A 17,819-nucleotide genomic window follows, 5' to 3' on the forward strand; every position below is an offset into this window, starting at 1 on the left:
GCTATCCATGACGGCCGGCACAAATTGCAATTCTGTTTCGGAATGACCGCCTGCGGTTTCTCTCAACTGACGTCGCTAAGAAACAATTGTTGCGGCGACAATCCATGCCGTTCGCTATCAAACGACGCGCTTGATCCAGACCGACTGTGCGCAAGGTATGACTTTCCACGACATCAGCTTTCGTTCGAAGCACGTAAAACCGACACATCGATAATGGTTCAGCCAGGATGTGACCCTCACAAGCAGCCGGGGATCGGGCAGGCTCCGCGTTTGCGATGCGATATCGATCGTCGAGCTGAAGAACTCAGCATCGCGCTCCCTGGGCGTTAAGCGAAAGACGTCGGCAGTTTCCATGATCGGGTCGCCGGTCTGGCAGATCTAGTTATGGATCGCCTGCCCGATTTTCGCATCCGCCAGGTCCCGGAGGGCGCAAAAGAGGATCGTTATGGTCGTAAAGCGCTGCTGGCCGTCGACCACGTCGGTGTGAGCCGCCAGCGGCTCTTGATCAGGACGATACTGCCGAGAAAGTACGGACTCACGTTAGCGACTGCGCGGCCCCTCGCTATATATAATGCGTGCACGTCACCGACTTGGGCATGCCGATTTCCAAGCTCTGTAAGTCTGTCCAGGCCGAGCCGAACTGATCCCGCTTGTCCGGCGGCCGCCGCGCCGGATTTGTCGTTCGCCGGCCCCGATAAGGTCTCCGGGGCCGCCTTGGTCGGCGTCGGAAGCTTGCCGTAAGAAAATCGGGTAGTATCTGATCAAGGTAGGATCACCGGTTGTGGTCGAGGATCCGCCGGCACCAGGCTACGGAGCTAAAGATGGAAGAGGTTTTAGTTCAGAAGTAGTTCTATCAGGTCTGGCAGCTTCAGAAAGGCCAGTATTCAGGGCCATTACACCCGCGCGGATGCGGCGGGCTGCATCGCAGCGATGGCGAACGTTAAAACACTTGTTCTCAATCATTTCGTGCCTCCGGGTGATGACAACGTGGCACCCGAGGTATCGAGGGACGCGGTTCGGACGACATATGGAGGCAACATTGTTGTCGGAAGAGTTCAGCTTACGCTGTAAGTGAGAGGCTGGAGGACACTGGCCTTTTTCAACTTCCGCATGAAGTTCGGGGCTCGGGCTACGCGCACCAGCATAACAAGGGACATGAACACGGCGTCAAGGAAAAACCCCGGCATTGGTGCCGGGGTTCTGTAATTCTCGTATTCTTCGATGCGGCTGGATCAGAAGTCCATGCCTCCCATGCCGCCCATACCGCCGCCCGGGGGCATGGCCGGGCCGGCTGCGGCTTTCTTCGGCAGCTCAGCGACCATGGCCTCGGTGGTGATCAGCAGCGCCGCCACGGAGGAGGCGTTCTGGATCGCCGTGCGTACGACCTTGGTCGGGTCGATGATGCCCTTGGACACCAGGTTGCCGTACTCGCCAGTCTGCGAGTCGAAGCCGTAGGCGTACTGTTCCTTCTCGAGGATCTTGCCGACGATCACGGAACCGTCTTCACCGGCGTTGATCGCGATCTGGCGGGCCGGCGCGGACAGCGCCTTGCGCACGATCTCGACGCCGGTCTTCTGGTCGTCGTTCTTGGTGCGCAGGCCCTTGAGCTGTTCGGCGGCACGGAGCAGAGCGACGCCGCCGCCTGGGACGATGCCTTCCTCGACAGCCGCACGGGTCGCATGCATCGCGTCATCAACGCGATCCTTGCGCTCCTTCACCTCGACCTCGGTCGCGCCGCCGACGCGGATCACCGCGACGCCGCCCGCGAGCTTGGCGAGACGCTCCTGCAGCTTCTCACGGTCGTAGTCCGAGGTCGTCTCCTCGATCTGCGCCTTGATCTGGCTCACGCGCGCCTCGATGTCGGCCTTCTTGCCGGCGCCGTTGACGATCGTGGTGTTCTCCTTGTCGATCATCACCTTCTTGGCGCGACCGAGCATCTGCAGCGTGACGTTCTCGAGCTTGATGCCGAGGTCTTCCGAGATGGCCTGGCCGCCGGTCAGGATCGCGATGTCCTGCAGCATGGCCTTGCGGCGATCGCCGAAGCCCGGAGCCTTGACGGCCGCGACCTTCAGGCCGCCACGCAGGCGGTTGACGACGAGGGTGGCGAGCGCTTCGCCTTCGACGTCTTCAGCGACGATCACCAGCGGCTTGCCGGTCTGCACCACGGCCTCGAGCAGCGGCAGCAGCTCGTTCAGCGAGGAGAGCTTCTTCTCGTTGATCAGGATGTAGGCGTCGTCCATCTCGACGCGCATCTTGTCGGCGTTGGTGACGAAGTAGGGCGAGATGTAGCCGCGGTCGAACTGCATGCCCTCGACGACGTCGAGTTCGGTCTCGAGCGACTTGGCTTCCTCGACCGTGATCACGCCCTCGTTGCCGACCTTCTTCATGGCGTCGGCGAGGAACTTGCCGATCTCGGCATCGCCGTTGGCCGAAATGGTGCCGACCTGGGCGATCTCCTCGTTCGAGGTGACCTTCTTCGAGTTCTTCTGGAGGTCCGCAACGACGGCTTCGACCGCGAGGTCGATACCACGCTTCAGATCCATCGGGTTCATGCCGGCGGCGACCGACTTGGCGCCCTCGCGGACGATCGCGGCTGCAAGCACGGTCGCCGTGGTGGTGCCGTCGCCGGCCGCGTCAGCGGACTTGGAGGCGACTTCGCGCACCATCTGGGCGCCCATGTTCTCGAACTTGTCGTCGAGCTCGATCTCCTTGGCGACGGTGACGCCGTCCTTGGTAATGCGGGGAGCACCGAACGACTTGTCGAGCACCACGTTGCGGCCCTTCGGACCGAGAGTGACCTTCACTGCGTTGGCGAGGATGTCGACACCACGCAACATGCGGTCGCGTGCGTCTACGCCGAATTTGACTTCTTTGGCTGACATATTGGTTTCCCTGAGTTGTCTTGGTCCCACCCTTGGCGAGGCGCCCGGCAGGCGCTCCTCAGGGGTGAGGGTGCTAGCGGTTGGTTAGGCGGCCTTCTTCTTGGAAGCGGGAACGTCGAGCACGCCCATGATGTCGCTTTCCTTCATGATCAGCAGGTCTTCGCCGTCGATCTTGACCTCGGTGCCCGACCACTTGCCGAACAGGACGCGGTCGCCGACCTTGACGTCGATCGGGGTCAGTTTGCCGCTCTCGTCGCGGCCGCCCGGGCCGACGGCGATGACTTCGCCCTGCGAGGGCTTTTCCTTGGCACTGTCCGGAATGATGATGCCGCCAGCAGTCTTCTCTTCGGCGTCGATGCGCTTGACCACGACGCGGTCGTGAAGCGGACGGAATTTCATGCAGGCCTCCTAAGCATTTGCACGATTTGAGGATTTTCGGGTATTAGCAATCGATGCCCGCGAGTGCTAATCACGGGCCGAGTTGAAATAGGAAAGGATTTTTGCGGGAGCAAGGGACTCTGGCAGAAAAATGCAGCTCACGTCGAATGCGACCCGGTACATGGCGCGCGTCGGCTTCGTATATCCGAACGATATCGGCAGCCGGCTCGCGCGAGACGGAGTTCCAGCCTTCGCGCATCGACCTGCCGCCGCCTACCCCCTGCTCCAGTCGTGCTCGCGGTGAAGGATGCGGCGCCTTACCTTCCGGAGCCTCGCGACGTGATCAAAACCCCGCTTGGCCAACGAGTGACGCAACGTCACATTTCCCGCGGCTGCCCTCATCCATGTCCTGTCCGCATTATTACGATTAACTCCCTGTTTGCATTTGGGATCGGGCGATCTAAGCTTTAGTCGAGTATGGAGCACCCTTGTCGACTAAGAACAGCTCTGACGAGGTCGCACAGACCTTCCGTCTCTTAACAGCCTTTCGTGCGCTGCGAACTTCTGCCGACCGTCGACGCGTCATCGAGATAGTCGAGTCTATGTCAGCGGACGTCGAACCCCGGACCATTGCTCACCCAACGGTCGACGAGAGCAAGTCCTGAGAAAGGCGCGGCGGGCAATTCCTAAAGAGCTGCCATTGAGTTGCACTCGACGAACGAAAACTCCAATCAAGACCCGGCGGCGGCGTGGCCCGCTAAATTGATTTGCCAGATCGTTGCTGCATCGAGTCTGGCCTCGCAGAAGCCATGCTTTCAGAAGTTCAACCTGGCAGGCGGACGGCCGGCCGAGGGGCGCGAGCGAGCAAAGTCTGCATGGCCGCCCAGCCAGACGCGCCCTCCGGCTCGCCGCAAGGCTTTCGGCTTGTTTGATGAGTTCTGTCCGGCTCCGTTGATCACGTATTCGGAGAAAAGCCCGCATCAACCTGAGCGCCTGCAGATCGGTCCGCGCTGAAGGCGCGTTGTCGTTCATTTCCCTGCTCCCTAGCCCTTCTGTAGGCGTGCAAAGGGCAAGTGCAACGAGGCCATCGCGCAGCGGTTGCAATATGCGCATTCCGATGAAGTCGGCCGTGGATTCCGAGCGAAGCCGGCCGCCTGTACCGATGGAAGCCGGCCGGGGATTCCGATGATCCCGGCCGCCTGCCGAGGCGGGCTCTCGCGACGACGTCGTCATCAGGTCAGTTGGCGGCCTCGTCGTCAAGCGTCTGACGCTTGGCGGCGGCTTTGCGCAGGCTCTCGCCCTTGAGGGTGAGCCTGTGGGCGTTGTGCACGAGGCGATCGAGGATGGCGTCGGCAATGGTTGGGTTGCCGATGAGTTCATGCCAATGCTCGACCGGGAGCTGGCTTGTCACCACGGTTGAGCCGCGGCCATGGCGATCCTCCATCATCTCCAGCAGGTCGCGTTGTTGCTCGGCCGTCATCGAGGCAAGCCCCCAGTCGTCAAGGATCAGGAGTTCCACGCGCGCCAGGGTCCTGAGGAGGCGAGCATGGCGGCCGTCGCCCCGCGCGAGGGCGAGCGCCTCAAACAGCCGCGGCAGCCGTTGATAGAGCACGGAGCGGTTGTCCCGGCAGGCCTTGTGGCCCAAGGCGCAAGCAATCCAGCTCTTGCCGACGCCGGTCGGGCCGATGATGAGCAGGTTTTGATGCCGGTCGATCCACTCGCCGGCGACGAGCTTTTGGAACAGCGGCTTGTCGAGTCCGCGCGGCGCCTTCATGTCGATATCCTCGACGACGGCGTTTTGCCGGAGGCTTGCGAACCGCAACCGGGCGACCAGGCGCTTGTTCTCGCGCTCGGTCGCCTCGCGGTCGACGAGCAGCGCGAGGCGCTCCTCGAAGGCCAGCGCGGCGATGTCAGGCTGTCGTTGCTGTTCGTCGAGGGCCTTCGCCATGCCATTGAGCCCGAGCGCGACGAGGCGCTCGTGAGTGGGATGTGTCAACATCGTCTCTCCTTTCTTCAGTGGTAGTAATCGGTGCCGCGGATGTTGCCGTGTCGGATTGGTGGCCCGTCCGGCGGCTGTTCATTCGCGTAGGCGCGATCGAGCCCGTGCTGCAGGATCGACTTGATCGAGCCGTAGGTGGTCGCGCCGATGTCGTTGCCGCGCTGGCAGGCGGCCTCGATGCGGGCCGAGCCGTAGCTGCGTGCGAGCCGCAGAATGCCGAGACAAGCCCGGAAGCCCTGCTCGGGGTGTGGCTTGGCTCTCATGATCGCCTCGACGAGAGCGATCGTGGCGGGGCCGATCTTGGCGGCTTCTCGTTTGATCCGCGCCGGCGTCCATTCGGCATAGCGCCGGTGCGCGCTCGGCATGTGCTCCGGGATCGTGGTGTGGCGATGGGGCACGTCAGAGCGGGCGTGGCTGGCCACCCGGATGCCCTTGTGCAGGATCTCGATCGTCCTGTCGGTTATGCGCGCCTCGAGCTCTTCGCGGATCAGACGTGAGGGCACCGAGTAGTAGTGACCGGCGAGCTCGACGTGATAGTCGGGCGCGACCCGGCACTTCTTCCACTCGGCATACTGATACGGCATCGGCGGTAGGGCTTTGAGCGCCGGCTTGTCGATCTGCGCGAACAGCTCATTGCGGCTCACGCCGAGCTTGCGCATGATCTTGGCGTTGAGGTCGGCGATCGCCTCGCGGATTGCCGCGTTGAGTTCGTCAAGCGAGAAGAAGCGCTGGTTCCGCAGCCTCGCCAGCACAAACCGCTGGACGATTTGCACCGCCACTTCCACCTTCGCCTTGTCGCGCGGCTTGCGCGGACGCGTGGGCAGGATCGCGGTGCCGTAATGCTGGGCCAGCTCCTGGTAGGTGCGGTTGATGCCCGGCTCATAGCGACAGGTGGCGGTGACGCCGGATTTCAGATTGTCGCAGACGATCGCCTTCGGCACGCCGCCGATCGCCCGCAAAGCATTGACGTGCACCGCAATCCAGTCAGCCAACCCCTCCGACCAGCGCGCCTCGGCAAAGGTGTAGTTGGATGCTCCCAGCACGGCGACAAAGACATGGGCCAGCCGCTGCGCGCCGGTAGCGGCGTCGAACACCGGCACCGTGTCGCCCGCGAAGTCGACGAACAGCTTCTCTCCAGGCCCATGCGCCTGCCGCATGGTCGGCGAGATCGTCTCGCTCCATTTCCGGTAGAGATCGCAGAACCGGCTGTAGCCATAGCCGTCCGCGTGCTCCGCGCGATATTCCTCCCACAGCAAGAGCAGCGTCACGCTGCGCCGCTTCAGCTCCCGGTGCACCGCCGTCCAGTCGGGCAACGGCCGCGCCGGCTTCTCCTCGAATGTCGGCGGCGTGAACAGCCGGCGCTCGAGCTCGCCGTCGTCCATCCCTTCCGGCACCGGCCAGGTGATGCCGATCACGGCAGCCCGCCGCAGATACTCGCCAACCGTCGATCGGCTGATGCCGACGGTGACGGCGATCTGCCGCTCGCTCACGCCAAGGGCGTGCCGCAGTCTCAAAACTTCTCGAACCTTCCGCATCGGCGCTCTCTCGGCGGGCATCAGACCTCCCCTTGCTCGGCCGCAAAGGGGGGCTGGTCCGCGATTCGATCGCCGTCTTCGAGAGCGTCAGGCCGGTCTCAACAGGGTGGCCGGCTTCGATCGGAATCGGTGGCCGACTTCCGTCGGAATCGGTGGCCGGGTTGCGTCGGAATCAGTGGCCGGCTTGCTTCGGATTACGCATGCAATATAGATCGTGCGCGGACGAGTCAGTCCCGCAGCGCGACTTCTCGAGTCTCAGTAATCCGAGGAGCGCCTCACCGCCACATCGTGGGGGCGTCACTGAGCGCCTTGCGGCCGACCCGCATCAAGCTATCGGGCGTCGTTTGGCCCTGCCTTGCCGCTTCGAGTATCTTTGCGGCAACATGCGTCCGGGGGCCGGTTTCGTAGCGCGACACGGTTTGGCAGACATCGTCGAGAACTGCGCGCAGCAGCGCGGTGGTCTGGGCGTCGAACGTCGGAGAGTGCCCCCCATTTCAGTGGAAAACAAGGATAGCCGGCACCGCCCGTTCCCGGATTCACTAAGGGCCGGCCGCGAAGCGGCCTCCAGTTTTTCCTACTGCTTTGCCCAGCGGGTCTCTTCCGCTTCCGCACGCTCTCCAGAGCGGCACGCTCGGCCATCGATCGCAGCCACCCTCTCCTCGTGCTCCCGACGGGCTACTTCAGCATCGAGTAAACAAAATTGCCGTCCGGCTGGATCCCGACCCGTGGCTGACCCAGTATCTAGCGAAGTTGCTTGATGACGTAAAAGCTGTCGATGCTGCCGGGCATGCCGTCACGCTCGGACCACGTTCTGAATGCCCTCCGCACTGCGCATGGAGAAAGAATCCTTGTCGTCGAGAACCCGGGCACCTGCTTGTCGAAGCCGTAAAGATTTTGGCCTGCCAGTGAGTCCACGAACAAATGCGGCATGTAGCCGAACAGGACGTTCTGCAATGTAGGTGCGTCTTTAAGGATAACGTGACGGAAATCAGCTGGACGATTTCTAAGTAGGGCTAGATCCTGATTGGCACGATCGGCATCGGCTGGCTCTCGTCTATGCAGTACCTGCACAATCTGCGACTGCCGCGCGAGCGAGGCTGTCATCTAAGCTGCGTGGACGTCATACTTGGCGCTGCTTGGGCGTCCGCGTCCTGAAGAGACGAATACGTAACGAGCGGGTCGACGTGGTAGGCGTCAGCGTCGGCTCGTTTCGTACGCTTCGGACATTTCGGTTCGAGCGGCGAATTTCCCACGAGCGTCTTGGGAGACCGCATTCTGGCTCGATGACGGACTGGATTTGCCTCCCTAGCACTGGTAGCATTCGAAGCGCTTCACAACTATTTCGCATCCGTAATCCTATTGTCGTACTTGCCCTCCAGACTGAGTGACATTTCCGAGGTCCTCGCATGGCTGAAGCGCCCTCCACGACTGCCATTCCCGTAAAACCCACGGCTTCCAGCACCGGATGTTAGCTCTGTCAGAGCGCTTGGCCGGCACCGCCGCGATCAAGATCGTGGCCATAGGTTCGTCCACGACCGCCGGCGAAGGTGACATCGTGCCTTACCCGCAACGTCTCGAGAGCGCCCTGCGCCAGAGGTACCAAGGCCACGTCTTCGACGTCCTCAATCGCGGCGTCGGCCGGCGAAGAGGCACCCGATGAAGCGAAGCGGTTGCAAAGGGACGTCATCGGCGAGCGGCCGAGCGTGGTCATCTGGCAGGTCGGCACGAATGCTGCGTGGAAGGGATATGACCTCGGCGTAGTTGCCGAAGCGATTTCCGACGGCCTCGCGATGCTCTCGCAGCTCGGCGCGGACGTAATCCTGATGGATCCCCAATACGTGCCCGCGCTACTTACACCGGCCGATACGAAGGAAGCCGGCGAGCGAATGGTTGATCTGATCAAATCCGCCGCCGAAGCCTCGGGCTACCCGGTCAACGTATTCCGGCGCTACGACATAATGCGGCGTTGGCACCTCGTGGAGCACGTCTCCTTCGATCGCATCGTCGATCCGCGGGGCGGCGACCGGCTGCATCATAGCGACTGGAGCGCGCGCCGAATGGCCGAAGCACTCGCCGACACGATCGTCAATGCCGCAGCTCGCCCGGCCTGACGTTTCACCAATTCTGACCAACGAACGAGGACCGCCGCATCTTATCGAGACTTGCAGCAACATTGTCCCTCCTGGTCGCCCTTCTGCTCCCGCAAGGGGCGTTCGCGCGGAACGCCACGGGGCATCAGATCGTGGGCTCTATCGCCGACCGGCTGCCGACCGTGAACGCATCCCGGCAGGTGAAGCTGCTCCTGGGTCTCGGACTGCGCGAAGCAGGTCCGTGGCTCGACTGCGTGAAGAGCGTCCGCAAGCAGCCGAAGACGGATTTGCCCTTGATGACCTTCCAGATGTTGATGACGAGAATCGTGTTTCCCGAGAGGAAGGCCGCGTCTCCCTCGTCTACGGCCCGATCACAACTATCGGTAGCACAATTGGACAAACGCCTACCGCCCTACTCTTAAACCGTCATCGGGCCGGTCTTAGTGTGTCGGCATACAGCCGACACCTCCTGTTGCGGTGTGGGCTGACAACAGCGCCGAACCACTGCTTTTGATCGGTCACGCAGACAACTTTAGGCTATCTCATAATGCGGTCGCACTCATGCGGGCAAACCACATTGCCGCCTCCGATGGGCCGAGCCCAACGACGCCTACAAAGCCCGGTGGGGGCATCGGGATGTCCCGATGAGTTGGCCTCCACAGATGCAGGCAATACCGACTGTTATTTACATATTGCGAATGTGGGGGATGCAGCTGCATCACGCATTCCTCTTCATCCCAGAACAGGTCTTTGACGAAGCACATCTCTTCCCAATTCGGACAACGTCGCGGCGTTGAGACAGCGACATGCTCCCAGGCAGGACGAATTAATCCGCTGATCGTCAGTTCACAGCCGCAGGGTCCCTGTACAACGAACATGCCGCAAGGACCTGATCCTGGAAGGCTGGCAAACTGGCCATATTGTACGCGACCGGCCTCCAGCCTCTCTATTACTTGCGTCCGCACGTTTCCTCCTTTGCCTCGTGGACCGCCTTGAAGTCGATGTAGATGACGTTGTTGTTTTGCAACTCACAACTTGGCGCATGTTCCGTCCTCTTTGGGACGGCGCTCCAGTACCATTCTTCAGCGAACCACCTGCTGAGAAAGCCGCAGATGTCCATCACTTGTTCTCCTGTCTTTTTGGACGCTGACGCCCTGCCCAGGACGCTTGCCAGTCCTTGCAGGACCTTTTTTGCCCGAATTCAAACCGTGCAAGATCCACTCGATAATGACCCGGCGCATAGGTTGAGAATTGCCACTCTGGGAAGCTCGGCGGCTATGGGAGCCGACATCTCGATCACCGCACGAGGCCCATGCAGAGCGCCTTGCTCATGGACTGCAGAGTACACCGCCGAACAACGCGCGCATCAGCATACGATGTGGCTTTGGGCTTTCGCGGTTGACGCACAATGTTTCGTTGCGTGCGCCGCGTCGAGGTTTCGCGGAGATGCGCTTGATCTTACGGAGGCGTCGAGGACCACCACATCATCGCCGGCGAATCGACAAATGCTTGGTATGCACGCCGAAATGGCCTGACATCTACATTCCATTATCACTCGCAATTCCACAGCATATTTTGCCTATCCTCGTTCAATGCTTCGCAAGGGCGATATTGCTGCCTCACCAACTGTCCTGCGATCATTCGCTGTTTTCTGCTCGCCGGCTCTGAAACAGGGCCAATGCGTCATCTATGTGGCCGTGATTGATTCGTCCGGGAGCAAAATCGAAACGGGATAGCCTCACGCCGCGATGGTTAGGCATAACGTGTCCCTACACCGATAACATCCATGGGTTGATGAGGTCTCGTAAGCTAATGGTCAGAGAAGCTGATTAGTCTATCTTGAGGGACTGCAATCGCGCTGCCGTTGGCGGCGCCTTTGCCGCGTCCCGACAATGCAACTCCCAACCCCTGCTTGCCAAATGTCGCTAGCGAGCTCTTGTCTTCTTTCGATGCCGATGTCGCTTTCCGGACACCAAGGTCGCAACTCCGACCAAGTGCAGCGAGATCGTGTCGCCAAACCGAGCGGGTGGCTTGCTTCGCATCAAGGCTGCGCCGGCACTAGTCCGCTCGTGGCATGCTGATTGCTGCAGTGAGTCCAGACGTCACTAATCTGGCTATGCTTTAGTTCTGAGCGATGCACTGCCCGGCGTCTCTCAGCTTTGGTAGCACCTCGTCTAACCGCCCACTGCATGAGAACACCAGCACCTGGATACAGGTCGCACCGCAAACAAGAATCCGATAACCCGAGCCATGAAGGAAGACTGCGAGCTCATGAACGATACGATGCATCCGGAGACCACCTGTTCTCCGCGGACCAGTGCGGCACGTGGTCAATGACTCATTGGCGCGCACCAAAGTACCCGACTGTCAGGCCTGACGACGCCGATTGCCGTTGTTTGCAGGCGCAACGGCGATGGAATCTATGGCCGCTGGCCGCGCTCCTCCTGGGTGCGCTGCTCTGGGCCAGCATTTACTGGATCGTCGCAGCGGTCTTCTTATGAGCCAAAGAAGCTCGCGGAACTGACAAATCACAAGTAAAGCTACGTCGGATGGCACGCGCGCGCACCTCCCGACCTCGGCGATCCGATTGTAGGCTAGGAATATCCCGACCGTCGATTGGAAGCGGACGCTTCTTTCACAGGTCAGCTTTGTGCCCCGGCGCGCGCCTAGCAGGATATGAATTCGCAACTGAGGCAGCAAGACGCCTCCAGCATACCATGCCGAACCAGCTTCGAGGCCACTCAATGTGCCTCGAAGCCGCAAGGCCTATCGTGGACCAAAACGCTAGATTCAGCGCTGCTTGCGTGGATGCGCCGATTGCCGGGTGACATTTGGTCCGCGATCGGCGCTGCGGCCGTCCAGCTGAGGCGCGGCTTATCGAGGCCCGGCAGAGCCCTACAGCTCTCGCTCTGACCATGTTTCGTCCTCACTTCTGCGCGTCTGCCACTCTTGGGCACGCCGAGCCAGCTTATCGTACTCGATCGCAACGTTAAGAAGCCTGTCTCTGGGTTTACCATAAGCGAGTCCTTCCGCCTTTTTTCGCGTTGCTTCCGCGCGGCTTCGCCAGTGGTCGGGCTGGTAGAGTTTACTTTTCGGATTCATGCCGTGAGCATGCAATTTGGACATCAAAGAAATGCGACACCGGCGCTCCGTATAATCACCTAAGGGCTGGCGGCCACCAAAGCGCCATTTGCCACCGTAAGAGGATACTCGGTCGATTTGATCCAAGAAGGGACTTGAATCGCACGCAGCGTCAGATTGTACGATCCTGGACAGGTCGGAACCGCCTCCGACAATCCAGACGCTTCCTGCAGGCAATGAGAATAGCGAATGTGTCAAACATCTAAACTCAGCTGGCGAGAGTCGCTCGGGATCATACGCTTCTGCAGATACGTACCTGTTCACACGTTATCCGAGGCTACCTCGGCCCAGCAGCGGAAGAGATCGAGCCCTTCGATATTTCTACAGAGGGCGCTCTCATCCCGGTCGCCGTCTCCACATTAATGTGGAGCGCAGGCCGACTACACTAAAGATGACCTGGAGGCGTCTCATCAGGGTTCGTTACGCAGGATCAATTGCGTCATCAGCTATGGCTTGAGCGCACCTGGCTTTTGCTCAGCTCTCTGCCTCGATAAGGCCGGCACCAGGCCGCAGGTCTTGTTCGATCCCGTATCGCGCCGACCGTGGCAACAACTATTGGCCGTGAGGTGGGCTGTGCTCAAACACCTCAACGTGCCACGCCGAATACTTCAGGACATCCAGGCATACCAGGGTCGGCGAAACGGAACTCGCAGGCATTGCACCTGGCGCTACACGTCTATTGGCCGACGGACAGACCATTTTGCGCTTCGCTCAAGACATCGCAGACCTACCAACCTTAAGGAATGACATGACTCAAGACCAAGGGGCCGATTTGCCTTCGCTCCTCAAATCCTGCCGCGCCATCGCTCTAGCTGCCGCAGTGACTGCTGTAATCCCGTGGCAGGTCAACGCGCGAGATCAAGCTCCGACTCCCGAGGAGAGACAGGCGTGTATAGAGGACGTGTTCCGCCTTTGCAGCAATCACATACCGAGCCACGTCGCTATCCTTGCTTGTCTCAGATCCAAGCACGCCAGCCTCAGCCAGCAATGCCGTTACGTGATCTCCTCGCGAGATACGGGCAAGAACGGCGGCATCTCGAAGTAGAGGATCGGGTGGCCTGTTCGCCCGCCTCACGTTCCGAGATAGCCCACCTAGCACGCAGGACGTTCACGCGACGTCGGCTGGAGGCAACAAGCCCGGCCGCTCACGACGGTTTGGTCCCTTCATGCTTATTTGGATAGGCAAATGCCACAATTGCCCTTCGATACCGTACTGATCGCCAACAGGGGCGAGATAGCCGCCCGCATCGTCAAAACGTTACATAAACTTGGACTCCGTTCTGCAATTGCCTACCACGAAATAGACGCGAGAACACCCGCCGTCTCCATGGCCGACCTGGCCATTCAGATCAGCGGCAGCACGCCGATCGCAAGTTATCTCGATACTAGGCAGATCATCGCGGCCGCCGACCAGGCGCGCGCCGGCGCGCTGCATCCCGGTTATGGGCTGCTTTCCGAAAATGCGGAGTTCGCCAGAGCCGTGACAAACGCCGGCATTGCGTTCATCGGTCCTCTTCCTGAAACCATCGAGCTGATGGGTGACAAGATCCGCGCACGCAATTTCGTTCAGTCCAACGGTTTTCCGGTCGCCCCCTGCGTCATCGAAGAAGATGATCCGGCGACATTTGCCTCCAGAGCGCGGGCCATGGGAGCTCCTCTGCTCGTGAAGCCATCGGCTGGTGGCGGCGGTATGGGCATGCGGATTGTAAGCGACCTTAATACCTTGGAGGCAGCCATCGAGCAGGCGCGCAGTGAAGCGGGCCGTTACTTTGGAGATGCCCGACTCTATGCCGAACGACATCTCGAATACCCGCGACACATCGAAGTACAGGTGCTCGGTGATTGCTTAGGAAATCTCGTGCATCTGTTCGAGCGCGAGTGTTCCGTGCAGCGCCGGTTCCAGAAGATTATCGAGGAAACGCCCTCGCCCGCGCTATCCCAAGAATTGCGGGCTCGAATTTGCGATACAGCGGTTCGCATCGCTCGTGCAGCGAACTACCGGAATGCAGGAACGGTCGAATTCCTCTTCAGCGGAGACGATTTCTACTTCCTTGAAATGAATACACGACTTCAGGTCGAGCATCCGGTCACCGAGATGATTACTGGCGTCGATCTGGTGGCGGAACAGATCTATGCGGCAGCGGGACGCGAACTTGCATTCTCCCAGTCCGATATCGTTTCGAACGGCCATGCAATGGAGCTCCGGCTGTACGCGGAGGCTCCTGAACGCGGATACGCTCCGACCACCGGAAAAGTACTTCTTCTCGAGTATCCCAATGGCGTACGGATCGACAGCGGCATCATGCAAGGCCAGCACATCACGCCGGCGTTCGATCCGATGCTTGCCAAGATCATCGTGCATTCACCAAGCCGCATGGAATCTGCTCTGAAAGCCCATCGTGCAGTTCGCGAATTGGTTTTACTGGGGTGCGAGACCAATGCGAACTTGCTCGCCCGGATCGTTTCCGACGAGGCATTTCTCGGCGGTCACTTCCATGTCGGATACCTTGAACAAAACCCGCATCTCGCAGCGGGCAATTTTGCTGCCGGAATGTCTGCGTTCCTCGCATCAGCCGCTCTCCTGACGAGGCCGGTCCGCGACTCGGCAGATGCCGTGCCAGAGCTTCATTCAGCGCTCGGGAATTGGAGAAACTGAAGTGTATCACTCGTTCGAGGTTGACGGCGTAGATCATACATTGTGGCTTTCGGCCAGCCGGCATGGCTACCGCCTTCATTTGCGAGACGAGGTGATTGCCCCCGTCGCATTCACCCAGCGCAGCGACACCAGCGGTGTCCTGACCATTGCCGGGCAGAGCGAACCCGTCAGGTTCGTGATCGACGGGGAGCTCATTCACCTCCATATCCGCGGCAGAACGCGTACTTTGCGCTACATCGATCCGCTACGGACCCACGCTGCTGGGAATAGCGGGACTTGTCCCCTAGTAGCCCGGGCGCCAATGCCTGGCATGGTTGTCGCGATTACAGTTTCGCCTGGTGACTCAGTCTCGGCGGGGACGGCGCTAATGATGATTGAAAGCATGAAGCTGGAAACGATCATACGATCACCCCAGGACGGCATTGTCGAGCGGATTCACGTCAAGGAGAACGAGAGCTTCGAGCACGACGCCGTACTCGTAACGCTGTCTAAAGAAGGGTTCTGAAATGCAGCGGATCGGTTCTGCGGTGGATGTCGATTCGCAGGAGTTTCGTCGCAACGCCCTCCACAACAGACAACTGGCTGCCGAATTGAAGGAGCGGCAACGCTTGGCCCGGTTCGACAGACCTGAGAAAGACTTCGAGCGGCTGCGTCGGCAGAACAAGCTGTTTGTTCGCAACCGCATCGCGGCCTTGCTGGATCCGGAAACTCCTTTCCTGGAGCTTTCCACGCTGGCCGCCAACAAGGCCTACAACGGAGAGGTTCCGGGCGCCGCGCAGGTGATCGGCATCGGCATCGTTGCGGGTCGAGAAGTGATTGTTCACGCTGACGATTCCAGCGTGAAGAGCGGCGCATGGTATCCACTCTCGGTCAAGAAGATCGTGCGGGCCTTGGACATAGCCATCGAAAACCGTCTGCCGGTGGTTCATCTATGCGACTGCGCCGGCGGTTTTCTGCCTTTGCAGGCGGAGTTCTTTGCTGATCGATACCATGCGGGTCGAATTCTGCGCAATCAGTCGATACTCTCGAAGATGGGAGTACCGCAGGTCGCCATCGTCATGGGCCACTGCACCGCGGCAGGGGCCTATGTCCCGGCGCTTAGCGAATACAACATTGTGGTCGAAGGCACGGGAGCAATTTTTCTTGGCGGCCCTCCGGTCGTGAAGGCTGCCACTGGCGAACAAGTCTCCGCCCAAGAGCTCGGCGGTGCCCTCATGCATACGAGCGTGTCGGGCACCAGTGACTATTTCGCAAGTTCCGAGCTCCACGCAATCGCAATTGCGCGCAACGTTGTCGCGCGCTTCCACCAACCGGCGAAAACCTGCATCGATCGCGTAGCGCCCGAGCCGCCCGCCTATGATGCATCCGAACTCTACGGCATCATTCCAAAGGACGCGCGAGCGCAGTTCGACATGCGGGAGATCATCGCTCGTCTGGTCGATGGCAGTCGATTTGATGAGTACCAGCCCCGTTATGCGACATCACTCGTGTGCGGCTTTGCCCGGCTCTATGGATATCAAGTCGGGATCGTTGCCAATAATGGCGTTTTGTACGGCGACAGCGCGCTAAAGGGGGCTCATTTCATTCAAATATGCGACAAGAACCGAACGCCCCTGCTCTTCCTGCAGAACGTCACAGGCTTTATGGTTGGCCGCGAATATGAGCGCCGTGGGATCACCAAGGACGGCGCAAAGCTGATCATGACTGTGTCCGGCGCGTCTGTCCCGAAGTTTACGATCATTTGCAACAGCTCTCATGGCGCAGGCACTTACGCCATGTCGGGACGCGCGTTTGATCCCCGGTTTGTGTTCAGCTGGCCGAACTCTCAGATTTCCGCGATGGGCGCCGAGCAGGCCGTTGGCGTCCTCACCCACGTCAAGGCAAGGCAATTGGCTCGCACCGGGGGGCACCTCTCTGAGCAGGAACTGGCGGGCATTCGAGAGCCGGTTCTTGAAGAATATCGCGAACGATCAAGCGCCTATTATGCGACGTCCGAACTCTGGGACGATGGCATTCTTGATCCTGTCGATACCAGGACTGCCCTTGCAATCGCGTTGAGTGCCTCGCTCAACGCACCGATCGACGCGCCGCAGTACGGCGTGTTCCGACTGTAAAGCAGGACCGAACACCAACGGTTCAGGCCTGACGCGAGCCAGACCGGGAGCCTTTCATTGCCGTATGATGGCTTCCGGTTTCGCCTCACCTTGATTTGGAGTCGGCGGGACGATTTGTAGAGGCAGATCAGCACTGTTCTCCCCAAGCACGTGAGAAGTCACTTCGACCGACACGACGGCGGTGATGGCAAGCCGCAATATTTCGAAGTTTGTCAAGGAGCCGCCGCTGGGGCACATGCGTGGCAGTAGACATTGCCATCTTTGCTGGTGCAGCGACTGCACTGTTCTCATCGGCTGGCGATCTCTTGTAAGCGAGGAATCACCCGGTCTGATCCAAGGCCAAAGCAAATGCCAGCCCCGAGCGGCAAGAACATAGCGAGCCAGGTCCGGCTGACCCGATGTCTGATGGGGCTCCTCGGACAAGACGCCGGCTCCCATATATGCGCATCAGGGTTCAGGGACGCCTTAACGAACCACCATACATCGCGCGTACAAATCCCAACTCAGGACACTTTCTCGAGTTCGCACAGGTGAACGATGCACGGGTCGCCTAGGAGAGCGCGACCGTCGCCGCCGACAATCCACTTCACACCCGCCCACTGCTCATTTGTCCAAAGTACTTTGCCCAAACGCTCATCGAACTCGTGCCTACGAAGGCGCACCCAGTCACCGTCTGTAGGCAAGTTCGGTGATGCCGGGCTCTTGATGGTCTCGCGAAAGAGACTTCGCGCTGCTTGAAATATCTGCCCTAGCCAATTCAAGACCATCACCCAATGAGGTCCAGAAATGGAGCGGCCGGGAGGACAATCAGAGGATGGCAGTGGCGATCGGTGAGAGCAAATTTTGTCCATTGTCTACTGGCTGGCCGCTGAAGTAAGGGGAACACATCGCGCTAACGCCTGGACCGTCGGCTCAAACCCGCGCAAATCCAAGATGAGAACACTCGTTCACCGGTTCAAGCACCAGCCCGATTTGAGATAGAAACAGCACGCGTTGCTAACACCTGATGCCGATATGCCACCCT

12 protein-coding genes are annotated in these 17,819 nt (G+C 60.0%); 5 read left to right on the plus strand and 7 right to left on the minus strand.

The window, feature by feature from the left end; genetic code table 11:
- Nucleotides 1-1,232: 1,232 nt before the first annotated feature.
- Together groL and groES are read right to left on the minus strand one after the other, a co-directional pair.
- Complete coding sequence (groL, locus tag ACVILL_RS04220; protein WP_456727989.1) at nucleotides 1,233-2,882, minus strand: chaperonin GroEL; 1,650 nt, start codon at nucleotides 2,880-2,882, stop codon at nucleotides 1,233-1,235.
- 84 nt (nucleotides 2,883-2,966) lie between these two features.
- Nucleotides 2,967-3,281 carry a co-chaperone GroES gene (groES, locus tag ACVILL_RS04225; RefSeq protein WP_069280009.1) on the minus strand — a complete coding sequence of 105 codons (315 nt, stop codon included), beginning with the start codon at nucleotides 3,279-3,281 and terminating at the stop codon, nucleotides 2,967-2,969.
- Between the two features lie 684 nt (nucleotides 3,282-3,965).
- Here groES and ACVILL_RS04230 point away from each other — a divergent pair.
- Entirely contained in the window at nucleotides 3,966-4,274 is a 309-nt protein-coding gene (locus ACVILL_RS04230) for a hypothetical protein (protein ID WP_456727990.1), read from the plus strand.
- 223 nt (nucleotides 4,275-4,497) lie between these two features.
- Here ACVILL_RS04230 and istB read toward each other — a convergent pair whose 3' ends face one another.
- From istB to ACVILL_RS04250, 4 genes are all read right to left on the minus strand, one after another.
- Complete coding sequence (gene istB / locus ACVILL_RS04235; protein WP_456727991.1) at nucleotides 4,498-5,259, minus strand: IS21-like element helper ATPase IstB; 762 nt, start codon at nucleotides 5,257-5,259, stop codon at nucleotides 4,498-4,500.
- Between the two features lie 14 nt (nucleotides 5,260-5,273).
- On the minus strand, nucleotides 5,274-6,794 hold the full coding sequence (gene istA / locus ACVILL_RS04240) for an IS21 family transposase (protein WP_456727992.1): 1,521 nt from the start codon (nucleotides 6,792-6,794) through the stop codon (nucleotides 5,274-5,276).
- Between the two features lie 741 nt (nucleotides 6,795-7,535).
- Nucleotides 7,536-7,898, minus strand: a complete 363-nt coding sequence (locus ACVILL_RS04245; protein WP_456727993.1) for a hypothetical protein — start codon at nucleotides 7,896-7,898, stop codon at nucleotides 7,536-7,538.
- A 373-nt stretch (nucleotides 7,899-8,271) separates the two neighbouring features.
- Nucleotides 8,272-8,505 (minus strand): hypothetical protein, encoded by a 234-nt coding sequence (locus tag ACVILL_RS04250; protein ID WP_456734475.1) that lies wholly within the window; start codon nucleotides 8,503-8,505, stop codon nucleotides 8,272-8,274.
- Between ACVILL_RS04250 and ACVILL_RS04255 the strand changes: the two genes are divergently transcribed.
- Nucleotides 8,465-8,905, plus strand: coding sequence for a hypothetical protein (locus ACVILL_RS04255; protein ID WP_456727994.1), 441 nt, complete (start codon nucleotides 8,465-8,467; stop codon nucleotides 8,903-8,905). The genes ACVILL_RS04250 and ACVILL_RS04255 overlap by 41 nt on opposite strands.
- 521 nt (nucleotides 8,906-9,426) lie before the next feature.
- Here the strand turns inward: ACVILL_RS04255 and ACVILL_RS04260 are convergent.
- Entirely contained in the window at nucleotides 9,427-9,762 is a 336-nt protein-coding gene (locus tag ACVILL_RS04260; RefSeq protein ID WP_430649906.1) for a DUF7694 domain-containing protein, read from the minus strand.
- Between the two features lie 3,449 nt (nucleotides 9,763-13,211).
- Between ACVILL_RS04260 and ACVILL_RS04265 the strand changes: the two genes are divergently transcribed.
- The 3 genes from ACVILL_RS04265 to ACVILL_RS04275 are packed head-to-tail and all read left to right on the plus strand — an operon-like array spanning nucleotide 13,212 to nucleotide 16,795.
- A complete protein-coding gene (locus ACVILL_RS04265; protein WP_456727995.1) occupies nucleotides 13,212-14,681 on the plus strand; it encodes an acetyl-CoA carboxylase biotin carboxylase subunit in 1,470 nt (489 codons plus the stop codon).
- 1 nt (nucleotide 14,682) lies between these two features.
- On the plus strand, nucleotides 14,683-15,186 hold the full coding sequence (locus ACVILL_RS04270) for a biotin/lipoyl-containing protein (protein ID WP_456727996.1): 504 nt from the start codon (nucleotides 14,683-14,685) through the stop codon (nucleotides 15,184-15,186).
- Between the two features lies 1 nt (nucleotide 15,187).
- Complete coding sequence (locus tag ACVILL_RS04275; protein ID WP_456727997.1) at nucleotides 15,188-16,795, plus strand: acyl-CoA carboxylase subunit beta; 1,608 nt, start codon at nucleotides 15,188-15,190, stop codon at nucleotides 16,793-16,795.
- The last annotated feature ends 1,024 nt before the right edge of the window (nucleotides 16,796-17,819 follow it).

It is taken from the genome of Bradyrhizobium sp. USDA 3364 (assembly GCF_054056355.1).

What these genes read in the sequence shown, in the direction of transcription:
- groES (WP_069280009.1), bottom strand. Translation starts at nt 3,281, where the DNA reads ATGAAATTCCGTCCGCTTCACGACCGCGTCGTGGTCAAGCGCATCGAC.
- ACVILL_RS04265 (WP_456727995.1), top strand. Translation starts at nt 13,212, where the DNA reads ATGCCACAATTGCCCTTCGATACCGTACTGATCGCCAACAGGGGCGAG.
- istA (WP_456727992.1), bottom strand. Translation starts at nt 6,794, where the DNA reads ATGCGGAAGGTTCGAGAAGTTTTGAGACTGCGGCACGCCCTTGGCGTG.
- ACVILL_RS04250 (WP_456734475.1), bottom strand. Translation starts at nt 8,505, where the DNA reads ATGACCACGCTCGGCCGCTCGCCGATGACGTCCCTTTGCAACCGCTTC.
- ACVILL_RS04275 (WP_456727997.1), top strand. Translation starts at nt 15,188, where the DNA reads ATGCAGCGGATCGGTTCTGCGGTGGATGTCGATTCGCAGGAGTTTCGT.
- groL (WP_456727989.1), bottom strand. Translation starts at nt 2,882, where the DNA reads ATGTCAGCCAAAGAAGTCAAATTCGGCGTAGACGCACGCGACCGCATG.
- ACVILL_RS04245 (WP_456727993.1), bottom strand. Translation starts at nt 7,898, where the DNA reads ATGACAGCCTCGCTCGCGCGGCAGTCGCAGATTGTGCAGGTACTGCAT.
- ACVILL_RS04260 (WP_430649906.1), bottom strand. Translation starts at nt 9,762, where the DNA reads ATGTTCGTTGTACAGGGACCCTGCGGCTGTGAACTGACGATCAGCGGA.
- istB (WP_456727991.1), bottom strand. Translation starts at nt 5,259, where the DNA reads ATGTTGACACATCCCACTCACGAGCGCCTCGTCGCGCTCGGGCTCAAT.